Source organism: Pseudoalteromonas sp. XMcav1-K (assembly GCF_044005875.1).
Taxonomy (GTDB): domain Bacteria; phylum Pseudomonadota; class Gammaproteobacteria; order Enterobacterales; family Alteromonadaceae; genus Pseudoalteromonas; species Pseudoalteromonas spongiae.
Genome location: NZ_JBIPJE010000045.1, coordinates 334982 through 353487 on the forward strand (window position 1 = coordinate 334982; position 18506 = coordinate 353487).

Genomic DNA, 18506 nt, shown 5'->3' on the forward strand with positions numbered 1-18506 from the left:
ATGAAAATTAAACGCTGGCTCGCAGCCATTATCCTTATACTTGTTGTTGTCTCGGGACTAGGCTTTGCCAAGTTTAGTCAAATTCAAGCAATGATTGCCTTTGCCGAATCATTTCCTGAACCTTCCGCATCGGTGAAAAGTACCTATGCTCAGTCAACCCAGCACATTAAAACCGTAAAAGTTATTGGCCAAGTGCAAGCACCGAATACACTAACCGTAAGCAATGAATATGCTGGCAATATTACCAAAGTAGGTTTTAAGCCGGGTGATATAGTTGAAAAAGATCAGTTGCTTTTAAAACTAGACACCAGTATCGAAGAAGCTAATTTAAGTGCCGCAAAAGCACGCCTCACCCTTGCGGAATCAACCCTATCACGTGTTGAAAAATTGTTATCGCAAAAGCGCATTAGCCAAGATGAAGTGGATAAAGCGCTGGCTAATGTCAATGTCGCTAACGCTGAAGTGGCTAATTTAACGTCAGTTATTAACAAAAAAAACATTAAAGCGCCGTTTGCTGGTCGCGTTGGCTTAACGCAATATCAAGTCGGCCAATTACTTGATGCAAATAGCCAAATCACTACTTTGGTTGGCTTAAATGACAATATCTGGATTGATTTTGCTGTACCACAAACGCTACCACGCTTAGCCATTGGTGATGCCCTACGCGTTACACCGGTAAAGCAGCAAAAATCCGACACCACATTAACAGCTGAACTGATTGCTATTGCGCCAAATATCGACGTAAATTCGCGCCAACAAAGCTATCGTGCCATTGTAAACAACCAAAATAAGCAGTTACACCACAACCAAATGGTGAGTGTGTTTGTGCCAATTGAAGTGATTGACGCAGTAGCAGTACCGACCAATGCAGTAACACGCAGCCACTTCGGTGATTTTGTTTATAAATTAGAGAAAGACGATAAACAAAATTGGCGCGCCAAGCCAATTAAAGTAGAGCTAGGTGATAAAATCCAAGATCAACAATTAATCTTAAGTGGTTTAAATGCCGGTGAGTTTATTGCCAGTGAAGGTGCGTTTAAACTAAAAGAAAACCTCTTGGTTTACACTACAGAAACGGCTGAAAATACAACGCACACTGGAGGCTTGTAATGAGTTCATTACACGAAAACAAGCCCTCCTTTATGGACATTTTTGTCAATCGACCCGTATTGGCAATCGTACTGTCAGTATTAATTGTGCTCGCGGGTATTAACGCTGCGCAAAAAATCTCGGTACAACAATATCCGAAAATTGAAAGTGCCTCGTTAGTCATTAATACCGTTTACACCGGTGCATCAGCCGATGTTGTAAAGGGCTATGTTACCGAGCCTATTGAGCGTGTCACCTCTACGGTTCCAGGCGTAGATTACGTTGATTCAATTACCACTGCAGGCCTTAGTAAAGTAACTGCCTGGCTTGAACTAAACCACAATACAACAGATGCCTTAGCAGAGCTCACGACTAAATTAAACCAAATCAAGTTTGAATTGCCAACGGGCGCTGAAGATCCGGCAATTCAAATTGTACGTGCCGATAGTCCGTACGCGGTTTTTTATCTGGATGTACAATCGCAAGGTTTACCGCGTAGCGAAGTAAGTGACTACCTAACCCGTAACATTGTGCCGCAAATGAGCGATATTGATGGCGTGCAAAAAGTAACCCTTGAAGGCGGTCGCGATCCCGCTATGCGCATTTGGCTTGATACCGATAAACTCGCTGTTTATAACGTGAGTGCCGTAGATGTGTTTCAAGCACTGCAAGCTAACAACACCATAGCAACATTAGGCTACAGTGAAAACAACCGTCAACGCATTGATTTAATGGCTAATACATCGCTAAAAAGCGTAGCTGATTTTGAAAACCTCATCGTAAAAGAAAGTGACGGTGTGCAACTTCGTCTTGGTACAATCGCCAACGTCGAAATTGGCGAAGCCGAAGGCATGGTAACAGCGCGTTTAGATGATCACGATACGGTATTTTTAGCAGTTTGGGCGCTGCCAGGCGCTAACGAAATTGTTATTGGTGATGCACTTTATAAAAAGCTAGATCAAATCAACGAAGTATTACCAAACGGTATGCACATTGAAATCGGTTACGATGGTACGCTCTACATGCGTGATTCGATTAAAGAAATTTTTACCACGCTGGGTGAAACCGTACTGCTCGTTGGCATTGTGGTCCTTGCCATGATGGGCTCATTTAGAACGGCTATGGTGCCACTTATCACCATTCCTATTTCAATTTTAGGTGCGATTGCCGTTATTTATGTGGTTGGTTTTTCACTTAACTTGCTGACAATTCTTGCAATTGTGTTATCCGTTGGCCTTGTAGTAGATGATGCCATTGTGGTCGTTGAAAACGTAGCACGTCATATGCGCGAAGGTAGACCTCGCTGGCAAGCTGCGCTCATTAGTTCACGTCAATTACTTGTGCCAGTAATCGCCATGACCTTAACCCTTGCGGCAGTATACGCCCCCATTGGCTTTTTAACTGGTTTAACGGGTTTCTTATTTAGAGAGTTTGCGTTTACCCTTGCCATTGCGGTACTTATTTCCGGTGTTGTTGCCGTTACTTTATCGCCCATTATGAGTGCGTGGGTTAACGCCGAAGGTGGTAAAGAAAGTAAACTGACGAAAAAAGTAAATTGCTACTTTGATAAGTTACAAAATTTCTACTTTAACGCATTAGACACCCTATTTAACTGGCGTGCTCAAGTGTTCTTCGTCGCTATTGTGTTTTCATTGTTATCGGCACCTTTCTACCTTTTATCACAAAAAGAGCTCGCACCAATTGAAGATCAAAGCAGTATTCAAGTAGTTGTTGAAGCGCCGCCTGAATCATCGCAGGCGTATACTTCAAGCAAAATGAATGATACCGCTGAGGTAATGAATGCGACCGAAGGTGGTCAGTTTACCTGGCAAATTATTACTGCGGCAGCCGGTTTTGGTGGCGTTGAACTTGCGCCATATGAAGAACGCGAAAACTCGGTACACGACTTACTATTTGACCTTTACGGTCGACTAGGCAGTGTAACGGGCTTAAGCTTGTTCCCAATTCTGCCAGCGTCATTGCCTACCGCAGGACAGTTTGACGTTGAAGTTGTATTGCGCGCGAATGATAAGCCAGAAACTATGAAGCAATACGCCGACGAGATTATTGCAAAAGCAAACGCCAGCGGCAGCTTTATGTTTATAAATACCGACCTAAAAATCGACTTACCGCAGGCAGAGCTAGAAATCGACCGCGAATTAATCGCCGATTTAGGGTTAAATTTACAATCGGTGAATGATCAGCTGAGCATTTTAATGTCGAACAACTTTGTTAACTATTTTAATAAAGATGGCAAAGCCTATCGCGTGATCCCAATTGTTGGCGATAATGAGCGCTATAACCCTGAAAATATTCTCGATATGAAAATACGCACTGGTAGTGGCGAACTTATTCCTGTGTCGTCATTTGCGACATTACGCACATTTACCAGCCCGCGCGTATTGGGCTCGTTTAACCAACAAAGTTCATTTAGAATTTTAGCGGGTGTTTTACCTCATATCACCAAAGAGCAAGGTTTAAGCACTATTGAACAAATAGCAGCTGACGTTTTACCAAAGCATTATTCTATTGATTATGCAGGTGAATCACGCCAACTTCGTAAAGAAGGTAATACTATGGTTGGCGTACTGTTAGTATCAATGATTGTGGTTTACTTCCTGCTGACGATTCAATTTAATAGCTTCCGCGACCCACTTGTTGTGCTGCTTGGCTGTGCGCCTTTAGCACTTGCTGGCGCACTCATGTTGCCATTTCTATCACTCACAACGGTGAATATTTATAGCCAAATTGGCCTTATTACATTAATTGGATTGATTGCAAAGAATGGTATTTTAATTGTTGAATTTGCGAATCATTTACAGCTTGAAGGTAAATCTAAACTAGACGCTGTAAAAGGCGCTGCCGCTACACGTTTACGCCCAATTTTAATGACCACAGGTGCAACCGTACTCGGTCACTTCCCATTGGTACTCGTAACAGGCGCAGGCGCTGAAGCGCGCAATAGCATTGGTATTATTTTGGTTGCCGGAATGTTGATTGGTACCTTCTTTACCTTAGTGGTGCTTCCGCTACTTTATGAAAAAATAGCAAAAGATCATCGCGGCGAAATGGAAACAGAAGAAGCGTTATCTCATACGCAATTTCAAACAAGCCTTTAATAAAAAAGCCAGTCAGCAGCCCTGACTGGCTTTTTTAGCTTATACCAACTCTGTTAAGTTTGTGATCAGGGATAGCGCTGGATGAAAGAATTGGTAACAAGGCGGAATTTTTCTTATGTATTTGTTCTACATTGATAAATTCTAACGCAGTTAGCATGATATTTAGCCCGCTAGGATGATCAGCTACTTAAGTGAATTGGTATTACATCACGATTCAATAAATAACGTTTCAACTTCACCTACAAACCAGTTAATAGCTGCATTATTTGATTTCGATAAATGCCAATACAACTGTAAATGGTAATTTGGAATATGAATTGGTGGCTTAAGCACCTGTAATTGTAATTTATCAGCCACTAAGGTTGCTATGCGTTTAGGCATGGTTAGTACATATTCGCTGTTTGGCACTAAATACGGCGCAACCAACACACTTGCCTGTTGGCAGCTAATTTCACGGGCCAAATCTAAGCTTGCAAGCACATGATCAACCACACCGCCATTCTCACCCCACGGTGCGATTAAAATATGCTTATGCGCCAAAAATTGTTCAAGCGTAATTTGATGTTGAACATGCGTATTATGCTTACACGTCACAGTTACATACTCATCACTTAGCCAGGTTAAGTGCCTAACCCCTTCCATTTCACTATCTTGATGTTGAAAGCCAAGGACAAAATCCAAATCACCTTGTGATAATTGCTGCTTAACGGGCAACGGGCTTGCAGGCAACACTTGTAATTTAACCTTAGGCGCAACGGTAGCAAAGTGCTTGGTTAATTTGGGTAGTAAACAAAATTCTGAAAAATCGGTTGCAGCAATACGAAAGGTTTTTTCGCTTGTTAACGGTTCAAAAGGCGTAACACAACTTAAGCCTTGTTCAATAAGCGGCAGCGCTTTTTCTATATGTTGGGCTAACAAATGCGCGCGCTCTGTTGGTTGCATATAATTGTTTTCACGAATAAAAAGTGGGTCGTTCAGGCTTTTCCTCAAGCGTGCTAAGGCGTGACTAAATGCAGACTGGCTAATACACATTTCATCTGCGGCTTGGCTAACCGAGCCCGTTATGTAGAGTTTATGAAATAAAATAAGTAAATTCAGATCAAACTGTTTTAGATTCATATACCATGAGCACCTTTCATGTATTTATGATTATTATGCACTGGTTTCATTAACGCGTTAATCTTACACTAGCAAAAAAGTTTAAACGATGAGGTTTCTATGAGCTTAACCATTCGCCCGGCAACACTAAGCGATGTCGATACAATTTTGCACTTTATTAAAGAGTTAGCAATATACGAAAAGGCAGAGCACGAAGTATTAGCAACGCCCGAGACCATCAAACAGAGCATGTTTTCTGAGCACTCTGGTGTTTATGGTTTAATTTGCGAATTAGACGGTCACGCCATTGGCTTTGCCGTATTCTTTTACAACTATTCAACCTGGCTTGCAAAACCAGGTTTATATCTAGAAGACTTGTACGTATCACCTGAATACCGTGGCAAAGGCGCGGGCATTGCGTTACTTCAGCATTTAGCACAAATTGCTGTTGAAAAAGGGTGTGGTCGCTTTGAATGGAGTTGCTTAGATTGGAATACCCCATCGCGTGAATTTTATGAGTCACTTGGCGCCGAGCCTCAGCATGAGTGGATTGGCTATCGTATGAGTGGTAAAACGTTAGCGAAGTTTGCTGAAAACGGAAAATCTTAAAACCAAAGCGTTACGCATGAATAGATAAGAGTGAAAGCGACTTAAATATGCCGCTTTCACTTTAACAAGCCAGCTGTTATTACGTTACAATAAGCTGGCTTTTTTCTTATCCTTTACTGCAATCAACCAATAGGTAACGCCAAGCGCAAGTACTAAGCCTGCTGTGCTCCAAATGTATTCAGGGGCCAGTTTTGTAAAGTCGAGTACAATTACTTTTCGCGCTATCGCCATTAATGCTGTCGCGATTACTAAGTTAACGTGTATTACATCGTCACGCAGATACATAACTATGTTGATAAAGATTTCAATTGCAATCAATACAGCCAAAAACGCGCTAAACACTGCGAGAATGTCACTAATTGATAACAAGAAATAAGGCGGTGAACTCAATTTCATATACATCACGTAGACAACATCTAACACCCCCCAAATAATGAGCAACGTCATTAAAATTGCGAGTATTTTTACGCAAAAGCGAATAACAGTATGGCTAAAACGGATCGCTTTATCATCATAACTTGCTTCATCAAAGCCACTATCATGCTTTTCCATTGCATCTCCTTAATGCGGTAAAATTTAACAATGATAACTTATTGAACTTTACACGTTTATGCGTGTTCTTCAATAGCACGGCCAGAATTAATATCAAGGCGCATATTCACCCCAATTTGCTTAACAAACTGGGTGTCGTGACTCACTAATATAAACGCGCCTGGATAGTTTTTTAACGAAATCGCCAATGCGTTTTTTGCAGCGATGTCCAAATGATTATCAGGTTCATCAAGTAGCAATAACGCGTCTTTTTTTGCGTGGCTTACGCATAGCATCGCCAGCTTCATTTTTTCGCCGCCACTTAGTGATTCAACAGGTAAAAAAACGCTATCGCCTCGAAACCCAGCAGACGCAAGTAAGGTACGCGCGGTTTGTTCACTTATCTGTGTTGTCAAAGCCATAATTGCGGTCAGTACATCACTGTATTGATCGAGCCAGCGACAGTTTTGTTCAAGATAAATCACATCGCAATTACTATTAACTGTTAGGTTTGTCTTACTCAGGTTCGCTATGTTTTTAAGTAAGGTAGATTTTCCTGAACCATTACGGCCTTGAAGCCAAACACGACTTGTTTGTTTAATGGTAGCGTTCAGTGGTGGATGATGATTAAACTCACATTGCCAGTTGCTTATATTAACCAGTACCTTATTTTTATGAGTGTTTATATCGGCCATGTGGAATGTGACTGGTTCGTTTAATACCTGATCATCGCATACCGCACGCAACATTTTATTTGATGTATCAATGCGCGCGTTTTGCAATTTCACTTGCCGACTATGGGATTTGGCCGCACCTTCTTTTTTACTATCGAGTAACACTTTAGGCTGACTGCCCGATGTTCTTTTTTGCTTGCCCTGGGCCGCACGCTGATGTGCTTTTTCTAAGCTTAGCTGTGCAATGCGCTTAAATTGCGTTTGCTCGCGTTTAATGTGCTCTTGTTTCGCTCTTAGTGCTTTTTGTTCTGCATTAAACTGTACTTTAAATTGATGATAGCCAACACCGTATTCATTTACCGTACCATTAATTACGTGCAATGTACGAGTGCTGTGATCCAATAGATTTTCATCGTGACTTGCCATAACCACAATGCCCCTAAAGGCTTTTATTTGGCCGCTTAACCATCTTCTGGCATTTAGGTCGAGGTGATTGGTTGGCTCATCCAACAATATAATATCTGCATCACTATTAAAGCACCGATGTAGCATTAAACGAGCTAGCTGCCCATAGCTTAATTTATTACACGATAAGAACGGGTCTTTTGGTAATCCAAGTGTCATCAACAGTGCTATTGTATCTCGCTCGCAATGCCAATCATCTTGTAACGTTTGATAGTCGTTAACGTCGATGCTGCCCCCATTGATGCGCGACAACGCGTTTAGTTTATCGGCAATACCAAAATAGCCTGCAACCGAGCAATTTGGCATAGCATTGAGCTGTGAAAAAATAGCGGTTTTGCCAGTGACTTTAATCGTGTTATTACAACCATCAAGCTTTGCTATTGCGTTTATAAGTGTCGACTTACCGCTACCGTTGTTACCCACTAAGCCGTAAACGCCAGGTGTTAGTTGCAGAGATACATTTTTTAAAATGTGTTTTTGCGCTACGCTGTATGAAAAATTTGAAATCGAAATATGTGGCATAAGACCATCCTTTTACCCAAGTAAAAGGGATCAGCATCACCTGCGAGAAACGTCTAAGCACTATTGTACTTAGCGTCAATATTGATTTTCAGTGAAAAATTGGCAAAGCAACGCCTACTAATCCCTAACATTAAACAGAAAGTTAAAATTGTTTGGGGAGTTAGTTATTCATGTCGGCGCTTGCTCCAATAAGAAAAGTAGGTTCACTTTGCCCTAAAACGACAAAACGCGCAAGTAATCAGCAATACGAAACGAAAAAGCGCAGAAAATAACGTTATTATCAGCCTTCAACACATTGATATTTAAACAAAGCACAGGTATATTGCGCGATTATTGCACAGGGACTTTTCTACCTCCCTAATGGACCTTTCAAAAATAAACTGAAGTTAAGCCAACTTAACCAAAAAACGATATAAATTAATCAAATACAACTCGAATTACGAGTAGTTTAAATTTTAAAGGATTTAAAATGCGATATTGGGTTTTTGTTTTAAGCATCGTGTATACGTGTTCGCTTGGGGCAAAAGAAACTCTTAGAATTGGTGTTCAGCTAGAAGGCCAAAAACATGTTGAACAATTTATTGCGGGTCGCGAAATTAGCAGTATAGATGATTACTCAGGCGAGTTTGCGTATCGCGATGTTGTTGAGCAAGTATTGTTGTTACAAGCGCTTCACTTTGGCGGGTTTCGTGGCGACATTGAATTAGTACAAGCAGATCACTATAAACGTCGCTTGCGTCTGCTCGAACAAGGACTTCTTGATTTAAGCATTACCGGAGTTTGGCTAAGCGACGCTCTGCCCATTAAAGATAATCTCTATATTTCAAGGCCGTTATTACGTGATGGTGAAGCCGAGGCAGGTTTTTATGTACATCAAAACAATACACGCGCACGTCAGGTAAATGACAAATTTGGCTTACAACGCCTAAACGCAATTTCCAATAAAAACTGGCAAATTGATTGGCGAATAATGTCGGCAATTGGTTTTGCTCACTTAGATAGCGTAAGCCAATTTACACAAATGACAGATATGATTGTGAAAGACCGAAGCGATGTTATGCTTGCGACATTTTACAACACCGACGACCTGAGTTTTTCACAAGACAATGAAACCTTTGTACCAATTCATGGATTGAAAGTTAAGCTCCCCGGTAGCAGGCATTTTGTTGTATCAAAAGCCGCGGGCAACTCAGAAATATTTGACTGTGTGCAACGGGGCTTAAAAGAATTGCGAAGCCGCGGTTTAATCAATAAAGCGTATCGACAAAGCGGCTACATAAATGAAAAAGTGAAACACTGGATGGTGATTCGTTAACCGTACCATGCAAAAATTTTACATTTTTAGATTGGTTATTGCGGAATTAACCAGGTAATCATAATTCGCGCGCCCATTCCATCAGGCCCATTTTCTGGGCCTTTTGCCCAGTAATGCAAGCCTGCACCAAGGCTAAATACATTATCTCCGATGGTTATCACTTGACTGGCAACCAAATTGATTGGTACCGACTCTACATCATTTTCCCAGTCGATTGTTGTTTCGCTGTTTAAGAATACCGAGGTTGCACTTGGCCATGTATAACCGATAAACGGTTGAATAAAAGTGGCATTTACATCCGTCTGGCCTTGGTCCTTATCTGCACCAAAACCCCAAATATGATTTGCCAATGCACCAAAAGTCCAGCCATCACTTTGTTTAAGCAGTACCGCCGTTGGGCCTATTCCCCAATTGTCGCTACCAAACATAGGCTCAGAGGCACTCGGAAACATTAAAACAGGCCCTGCCCCCCAAATCCAGCCGCTGTCGGTTTGTTGTTTAGGTGAAAAGAAAAAGCTTTGAACTATATCGCCAATGCCGACTTCACGAAACGAGCCAAAGTCTTGACTTACTATGGGAATAATTGTGCGAGAGATTAAATTCCAATCATCGTTTAAATCGTACGGTACAACAGGCTGAACATTAGTTAACCAACGTTCACCTTGCTCGTTCTGGCCAATATTCCGGTCGTAATTAAACTGCACTGGCACACTGATCATATCGGCAACAGGATTTTGTAATTTTTTGGCGATATCAGCGGAATTGTTAGCTGTGGCAGTAAATGAGCTTAGTACAAGAAATGTACTGAGAATGCGGTATTTCATGCGCTTCATCCTTAAAGACTAAAAATCGTCTTAGTTTACTATTTACACACTTACGCTAACGCAGTTTGTCTTTAAGAGATAGATTTTTCGGAGATTTGTTTCCATTTGCTGTACCAACGCACAACTTCATTAATGGGTTTTGGCCGACAGATAAAAAAGCCCTGTAACAAAATGCCAATTTCACTTTGGCGCAAGTATTCTAAGTCTTCAATATCTTCGACGCCTTCCGCAACGAGCTCTACCTTTTGCTCTTTTGCAATATCGATAAGCGACTTAACAATTACCTGAGAAAATTTATCATCACGAATACTCGAAATAAAACATCTGTCTATTTTAATCTCGGTAAACGGCAAGGTTCTTAACTGATTTAGATTGGTAAATCCCGTACCAAAATCATCAAGCGCAATACCATAACCATGCATGCGCAAGCGGTTTAACGTTTCCAGTTGTTCAGGCGTACGCAACGCATATTCTTCGGTTACTTCAATAATAAATTGGCTTGGCTCTAAACCATTTACACACAAGATGGTCGCCATTTGCTCGGCGCAAAATGAATCTTGCATTTGTTTGGGTGATAAATTAATGGCCAGTTTAAAATCGTGGTCAAAAATCACCTGCAACTCGCAATAATGCCGTGCGGCTTTTTCAACAAGCTGAAACGTAATAATATTTTCGATGCCAAGTGATACAGCAGTCGGCAAAAAATGTTGCGGTAAAATGGCGTCAATACGACCAGGCTTTACGATTCTTGCAAGAATTTCCAAACTGTCGACGCGGTTAGTTTGGCTGTTAATTTTAGGTTGGTAGTAAGGTTCAATTTGCTGGTTTTCAATGGCTTCTATCAGTTCTTGTTCAGAAAGGTATTGCAAGGTTTGCATTTTAACAACATTGAGTGTTTTTAGCCGGTCTAACACCATTTCAATTTGTTTAACGCTAACTGGCTTTGACAAATTGCCAATAAGCCGCACTTTATGAATTTTAGCAAGGTCAGCGGCCAGCGAGATAACACGCTCATCCATTTCTGAAACAATTGCCACACCGCCATTAAAGCCAATTTCACCTAACTGCCTAATAAATGCCATACCGTCTAATTCAGGCATATTTAAATCAGTTAATACGCAGTGATAAGCTGAACTATCTTTTTTGATTTCGTCAAATGCAAGACGCGCAGAAGAAAAGGTCTCGGTATTTTGATAGCCAAGGCCATTGAGCATTGCTTTTAACGTTAACAACATGGTTTTCGAATCGTCAACAATCGCAATTTTAATCAAATTTTTATGCATGTCGCATTCCTTGCAAGTAAGAACATCTTTGACGCCAACCCTTTCCTTTTTAAGTCTAGTAACAAACTGAAAGATTACAAAAATTTAATCGTCAAATTGACATCAAATAGTATGACATTTTTCGTTTAGTTTATTCATAAAAATGATTAACAAAACCGAAACATCACATTAATTTGATCTAGTTAAATTTTTAACCCGTATAAAATCTCGCCAGTTAATTATCAAAAAAAAGGATAAACAAGGTGAGAAATTTATTAAAAATAGCACTTTTAGTGTCATCAACGCTTGTAGTAACTGGGTGTAACGACGATGACGACGATCATAAAGTGGAAACGCCAACAGTGCCTGTTGCCACACCAACAACAGTGGTCGACGTTGCAGTGAGCGATGGCAACTTTACAACTCTTATCGCTGCGCTTGAAGCAACGGGTCTTGACGAAACGCTTGCAAATACTGATGCCAATTTTACCGTATTTGCGCCTACCGACGCTGCATTTGCGCTGTTACCTGAGGGCACTGTTGAAGCACTGTTAGCCGATACAGACACGCTTTCTGATATTCTCACATACCACGTTATTGCAGACAAAGTTGATGCGGCAACGGCAGTATCAAGTGCAGGATCAAAAGTAACCATGGTTAACGGTGATTCGGTGGGTTTATCGCTCGACGGTGATAATTTGCTGGTCAACACAGTAACTGTTACAGCAACCGACATAATGGCAGACAACGGTATAATTCACGTTATTGATGCTGTGTTAATGCCCCCAACAGATAAAGGTATGCCAACGGCAAATATTGTTGAGACCGCTGTTGCAGCAGGTACTTTCAATACGCTCGTTGCGGCTTTACAAGCAACAAATTTAGATGCAGTGCTCGCTGATGAGTCGAAAATGTATACGGTATTTGCACCAACTGATGATGCTTTTGCAATGCTTGGTGAAGAAACCATTAATACATTACTTGCAAATACCGATGTGTTAAGCAGTATTTTGTTGCAGCATGTTGTGATGGGTGAAGTTGACTCTGTTACTGCATTTACCCTAAACGGTATGGAAGCTGAAACAGCTTCTGGTGCTAAATTGCCTGTATCAATCAACTCAGAAACAGATTCACTGATGTTCGGCGGTGCTAAAGTTGTTACCAAAGACATTTACACTACCAACGGAATTATTCACGTAATTGATGCTGTTATTGTGGGTGATGTAAGTGTGCCTGAGCCTGTTGGCAATATTGTTGATGTCGCCTCACAAGCAGGTTCATTCAACACATTATTAATCGCCGCGGCTGCCGCGGATCTTGCTGAAGTACTTGCAGACGAATCTGCAACTTACACCGTTTTTGCACCAACAGATGCTGCATTTGCACAACTTCCTGAAAGTACATTAAATGCCCTACTTGCCGATACAGAAGCGCTAAAAAATGTATTACTCTACCACGTTATTGCTGATGCGAAAGTAATGTCGGATGGCGCCGTAGCTGTTGCGAATAGTGAAAATAATAAGGTGACTATGGCAAACACTCAAATGGCCGCCTTATCACTTTCAGGCTCTGACTTGTACATAAATGCGTCTAAAGTCTCTGCTGCCAATGTTGAAGCAAGTAATGGCGTAATTCACGTGGTTGACCAAGTCATTTTACCTCCATCAATGAAAGGCGAACCGACTCAGAACATCGTTGAGGTTGCCGTATCCAATCCTGACTTTACAACCCTAGTGACTGCGTTACAAGCTGCAAATTTAGTCGATGCACTCGCTGATGAAACTAAGTCTTACACGGTATTCGCGCCAACTAATACTGCGTTTGATAAAATCCCAGACGACGCATTATCTGCGCTACTAGCTGACAATACTGCTCTTACAAACGTGTTACTACAACACGTTATTGACGGCGAAATTGACTCAGTTAGTGCTTATGCAGCTAATGGTAAAACCGTAAACACGCTAGCGATGGAAGATGTTAGCGTAGATTTAGTTAATTATGCTAGCACGTCCAATACAGCAAGTGACGAAGTTGCTTATAACGCCGAAATGCAAATGCTTGTAGGCGGCGCAGGTTCAACAAACGCCGGAAATACTCTGTATGTTTTCGATAACGACTTAGGGCAATCGACAAGTACTTGCGTTGATGGTTGCAAAGACGCTTGGCCGCCAGTATTAGTCGATGATGGTATGGTGGATAACATTCAAGGTTTAAGCGTTATTACACGTAGTGACGGTACTAAACAAGCAGCCTTTATGGGACGCCCGTTATATTTTTATGCGCAAGATATGGCACCGGGTGAAAGTAAAGGTGACGGCGTAAATAATCTATGGTGGAAAGTGTCACTGCCGCAAGTTGCGCTGCAAGTACAAGGTGCAAACGTCGTGACAATCGATATTTACACTACCAACGGTGTGATTCATGTGATTGATACCGTAATCACTGAAACCCTAAATTAACACTCCCTTCGTGTTTAAGGGGCTGAAAAGCCCCTTTTTTATGCGTTCTTACAGGCGTTAATTTTACGTGATACGTCGCTTTGGAATTCGTCACTTAAAAACGTAGTTGCCGGTACCGGCTTAGCAAAATAAAAACCTTGAAGGTTATAACAGCCTAAACGCTTTAACACAGTAACTTGCGAAAGTTCTTCAACACCTTCGGCAATACAGTAACTGCCTAAATTTTTAGCTAAATCAGCGATAGTTTGTACAATTGCTTGGTTTGTACGGCTGGATAACATTTGGCGAATAAAACTCTGATCTATCTTAATCACATCAATTGGAAATTGGTTAATATAAGTTAACGACGAATATCCTGTGCCAAAATCATCCAAATACAGTTTAAAACCCGCTTTTTGCAAGCGCTCTAGTTGCTCAAGGGCGTTCACCGTGTCTTCAATCAAAATACCTTCGGTAATTTCTAAGCGAATTTGACGTGGCGATACGTTATTGTCCGCTAAAATTGTAACAAATCGCTCAACCAAGTTAGGCTGGGTAATATGTAGTGCAGATAAATTAATTGATAGATAGCGGTTCTCATTACTTGCTAACCATGACGCTAACTCTGTTGTCGCTGTTTCAAGCGCTATTTCAGTGATCGCAACAATTTGCCCAATTTGCTCAGCCAACGGAATAAATACTCCCGGTGAAATCATGTCACCGTCTTTAAACCAGCGCAATAGCAACTCAACACCCACTACTTTTTGTGATTGCGTATTAACAATAGGTTGATAGAAGTTAGTAAGCTGACGATTTTGTACTGCGTTAACTAATTCGTTTTCAAGCAACATACGGTTGCGCGCTTCTTTGTTGAGCTGCTCAGTATAAAAACGGTAGCAATTACGACCACTGTTTTTCGCGTGGATCATCGCAATGTCTGCTTTTTGTATTAATTCTTCAGTAGTTTCGGCGTCAAATGGGTAAAACGAAATACCGATTGATGAACTAATATTGACCGTATTACCTCCAATTTTATAGGGTTTGGCAAGTTGGCTGTTGAGCTCGTTAGCGTATTGGCTAATTTCTTGTGGCGAAACCACATCGTCAAATAGTACTATAAATTCATCGCCACTTTGACGCCCCACACTGTGTTGTTCACCAACAACTGCGGTCATGCGTTTTGCAGCTTCAACCAACAACCGATCGCCAATGCTGTGACCAAGTGAATCATTCACTTGTTTAAAGCGGTCAAGATCAATAAATAGCACCGCGATCACTTTGTTTTGTGCATGCAGCAAGGCTTGTTCGATGCGATCGTTAATTAAACTGCGATTAGCCAATTGTGTTAGGTGATCGAAATTCGCCATTTGCGTAAGCTTCTTCTCAGCCGCCTTTTGCTGCGTCAAATCCGACACAACAACCACATAGTTACTAACACTCTCGTCACCAATCGCGGAAATTGATAACAATACGTCAATGGTTTCGTTGTCAAACACCCAAGTTTCTTCGCGACGTAAGTGCTCGCCGACCCTAAGCCTAGCTAATTGCTCAACGTAAAATGCTTGACGTTGCTCGTCAAACAACGCCAATAATGTATCTTGGGTCGCGTCTTCCGAATGTTTTGAAAAACGTTTATTAAACGCTTCGTTTGATACAACTAATTTAAATTTGCTATCCAGAACAATTAGCCACTCGTTCATTTTACGCAGTGCTTCACCGTAGAGCCGAGCTTGGATTTCCTTATTTTTGGTTTCGCTAATATTGGTGTAAGTCCCTGCATAAACGGGGCTTTCTTCATTTTTACTTTCTTTAGAACGCTTGCCTAAATCACGATACCATACCCACTCACCGCTTTTTGCACGCATGCGGTACGTCACATCCCACAAATTGGTTTCACCACTTGAAAATGCTCGCCATTTTGCTTCTAAACGAATACGATCTTCAGGATGGATTAGTGACATATGGTCATGAAGAGTGGTAAGCATTTCACGCTCATAACCTAAATCGGAAACAATTCGTTCTTGATCCAACATCTGGTTATGACTGTTATACACCCACACACCGCTGTTACTTGCTTCAAGTGCTAAACGTGCGCGCTGCTTTGCCGCCATAGATTCATCATGGAGCTGTTGTAGCCTATGTTGCTGTTTAACTCGCTTTATATAGATAAACGTAAAACTACCAAGAAACAGAATAATATAGCCAACCATGGCATATGGTGATGTCCAGGGATTATGCTTGACATAAAATGAAAACGTTTCAGGCTTGCCAAGTTGCCCATCTTTTAACGAGTAGGCTGCGACGTTGAAGGTATAATCACCAGGCAACAAGCGGGTAAACTCAATGTTATTTTTACCGTACTGTTCATAAACGACACTGCTTGGCCCTTGTAAATCGACACGGTACTTAATTTGCTTTTGATTGGCAAAGTCAAAGTTAGAAAAGTGAAATTTCAGGCCAAAATCATCATGTTCAAGCGATAATTGTTGCTCCATTAAACCTGACAAAGTAAGTTTCTCATCACGAGATTTTAGCTCAACATCAAGTAACCTTACCGGTTTGTCGTTTCGGCTTTTTTCAATTTCTTCGGCGTTAAACAAAATAATGCCCGCGGGTGTTGTAAACGCAATGCGGCCATCTTTTAATTTATGTGGCGCACTGTAGACCTCATCACTTATCAACCCTTGCTCGTGGGTATACTGATTAAGTGCATCTAAGTCTTTATCATATTTGATTAAGCCACTTTGCGAACTAAACCACAGTGCACCGTTATCACTTTGCGTGACACTGAATAACCGATTATCCGGCAAACCATCGGCAAAGGTAATTTCTTTTTGTTGTTGGTATTTATCATCAAGGGCCACTATGCCGTGAGCGTTATAAGCAATCCAAATTGTATTATCTGCATCTCGTGTCCAATCAGATACAAACTTAAAATCGTGTACTTGATAATTCTCGAGTTGATGAATTAAATCAAATGTATCTTCTTGATAGTTATATTGATAAATCGCACCACCAACGCTATAAAGCACGCCAGAATCGTCTACAAAGCTTTTCATAAAGCCAATTGATAAATCTGGATCAAAGTGTTTATCAAGACTGTTAAGAGAAGTGAGAGCATTTTTCTGTGTATCTAAAATAAAATGCCCTTTGTAACTAACAAATATCAAACGATGTTTGTCTAGTGGGTGAACACCGTAAGGATATAGCTCAGTGAATTCTTTATTAACTTCTGCAGATAAGTTGGTCGGCACAATAACTTCTTTTTCAGTGTCAAAAAGTGTCAATCCCTCACTGTGTACCAGCCAAATCTTTCCATCACCTGCGTCAAAAATATACTGAATAAAGTGCTTTCCCCACTTATTTTTGGGGTTCTCATTAACGAAGAAATGTTTAGTTTCTTTTGTTTCAGTATTTAGTTTTGTCAGGCCATTCTCGGTTGCAACCCAAAGCGTACCTGCTTGCAATTCAATAAAGTCGGTTACCGATGAATTAGACAAATCGATACCAGACGCTTTACTGTAACTTGAAAATCGTTGTAAATCAGGGTGCCAGTAATAAACACCCTTTGACTCAGACGCAAGCCAAAGTAGCCCGCTGTCGTCTTGGTAAATGTCTTTAATAGCATCGTTACTGACTAACGGGTGGCGTTTTGAATATTGCGCCAGCAAATTTAACTCAAACGACATTGGGTCGAAGCGATACAGTCCTTTTTCAGAGCCAATATAAAATGCATCTGCATTTCTAACCACACCCCAAATATTTAAATCGGGAATAAGCTGCATGGGTTTAGCATCTTTTTCATCGAGTTTAAGTGCAAACAACCCTTCAACCGTGCCAATTAATAAACCTAAACGATGATCCCATGCTAAATATTTTACATTGTTGTTATCATAGGTATCTTGTATGTTAGAGGGTTTATGGTGCGTTAACCCTGCACCACCTGTCTCGATATGATAGACATAAAGGCCTTTCGAAGTACCAAAGTATATGTATTCTCCTTTGTAAAACAGGGTACGAATAAGGTCTTGATTTTCATTCAATGAAAATAAAATTTTCAATTGTTTATCGGCAACACTATACGAAACCAGGTGGCGACCAATTGCTAATATCAAATCGTCCTTAACTTCAATAATGCTCTCAATACTTAAATATTCGTCCTTAGTTTCAACTAATTTACCATCATAAAAACGTGTTGCTTCAAGTGTAAGAGGATCAACGAAATAAGCACCGCTATAATACGTGCTAACAATCAAACTGCCATTTTTTAGCGAATGAAGTGCAATAATGCCATTGTTTGCGAATACATTATCAGGGCCTATGACTCTCTCAAATTCGTACCCATCAAAGCGATTCAAACCATAATCTGTGGCCACCCATAAGTAACCATAGTTATCTTGCAGCGTTTGGTTGACATAGCTTTGTGATAATCCATCTTCAACGGAGTAATTTTTCAGGTACCGGCTATATTCCGCAGTAAACGCATTGCTGGATGCAAAGAGTAAGACAAGAACAAAAGAAAAGACTTTATGAAACAAAAAATTAAACCCTAGTCACATG

11 protein-coding genes are annotated in these 18506 nt (G+C 40.9%); 5 read left to right on the plus strand and 6 right to left on the minus strand.

The features are described from left to right. Entirely contained in the window at positions 1–1110 is a 1110-nt protein-coding gene (locus ACHSBP_RS14450) for an efflux RND transporter periplasmic adaptor subunit (protein ID WP_010558954.1), read from the plus strand. Beyond that, the gene (locus ACHSBP_RS14455) at positions 1110–4208 is read left to right on the plus strand and encodes an efflux RND transporter permease subunit (protein WP_395389277.1); all 3099 of its coding nucleotides are present in this window, start codon (positions 1110–1112) and stop codon (positions 4206–4208) included. The genes ACHSBP_RS14450 and ACHSBP_RS14455 overlap by 1 nt, the downstream gene beginning before the upstream one ends. A gap of 207 nt (positions 4209–4415) precedes the next feature. Here ACHSBP_RS14455 and ACHSBP_RS14460 read toward each other — a convergent pair whose 3' ends face one another. Beyond that, entirely contained in the window at positions 4416–5327 is a 912-nt protein-coding gene (locus ACHSBP_RS14460; RefSeq protein WP_100915376.1) for a LysR family transcriptional regulator, read from the minus strand. Positions 5328–5426: 99 nt separating this feature from the next. Between ACHSBP_RS14460 and ACHSBP_RS14465 the strand changes: the two genes are divergently transcribed. Continuing rightward, positions 5427–5915: a GNAT family N-acetyltransferase gene (locus ACHSBP_RS14465; RefSeq protein ID WP_100915377.1), complete on the plus strand. Its 489-nt coding sequence runs from the start codon at positions 5427–5429 to the stop codon at positions 5913–5915. A gap of 84 nt (positions 5916–5999) precedes the next feature. Here the strand turns inward: ACHSBP_RS14465 and ACHSBP_RS14470 are convergent, their stop codons facing one another. Then, positions 6000–6467, minus strand: a complete 468-nt coding sequence (locus ACHSBP_RS14470) for a phosphate-starvation-inducible PsiE family protein (RefSeq protein ID WP_010558950.1) — start codon at positions 6465–6467, stop codon at positions 6000–6002. 56 nt (positions 6468–6523) lie between these two features. After that, positions 6524–8107: an ATP-binding cassette domain-containing protein gene (locus tag ACHSBP_RS14475; RefSeq protein WP_100915378.1), complete on the minus strand. Its 1584-nt coding sequence runs from the start codon at positions 8105–8107 to the stop codon at positions 6524–6526. 469 nt (positions 8108–8576) lie between these two features. On the opposite strand from ACHSBP_RS14475, the gene ACHSBP_RS14480 reads away from it, so the two are divergent. Next, complete coding sequence (locus ACHSBP_RS14480) at positions 8577–9422, plus strand: hypothetical protein (protein ID WP_100915379.1); 846 nt, start codon at positions 8577–8579, stop codon at positions 9420–9422. A gap of 35 nt (positions 9423–9457) precedes the next feature. Here the strand turns inward: ACHSBP_RS14480 and ACHSBP_RS14485 are convergent, their stop codons facing one another. Continuing rightward, positions 9458–10246 (minus strand): hypothetical protein, encoded by a 789-nt coding sequence (locus ACHSBP_RS14485; RefSeq protein ID WP_100915380.1) that lies wholly within the window; start codon positions 10244–10246, stop codon positions 9458–9460. A gap of 71 nt (positions 10247–10317) precedes the next feature. Then, the gene (locus ACHSBP_RS14490) at positions 10318–11529 is read right to left on the minus strand and encodes an EAL domain-containing protein (protein ID WP_105172758.1); all 1212 of its coding nucleotides are present in this window, start codon (positions 11527–11529) and stop codon (positions 10318–10320) included. A 242-nt stretch (positions 11530–11771) separates the two neighbouring features. Between ACHSBP_RS14490 and ACHSBP_RS14495 the strand changes: the two genes are divergently transcribed. Next, entirely contained in the window at positions 11772–13967 is a 2196-nt protein-coding gene (locus ACHSBP_RS14495) for a fasciclin domain-containing protein (RefSeq protein WP_395389281.1), read from the plus strand. Between the two features lie 38 nt (positions 13968–14005). On the opposite strand, the gene ACHSBP_RS14500 is transcribed toward ACHSBP_RS14495, so the two are convergent. Next, on the minus strand, positions 14006–18484 hold the full coding sequence (locus ACHSBP_RS14500) for an EAL domain-containing protein (protein ID WP_395389283.1): 4479 nt from the start codon (positions 18482–18484) through the stop codon (positions 14006–14008). Between the last annotated feature and the right edge of the window lie 22 nt (positions 18485–18506).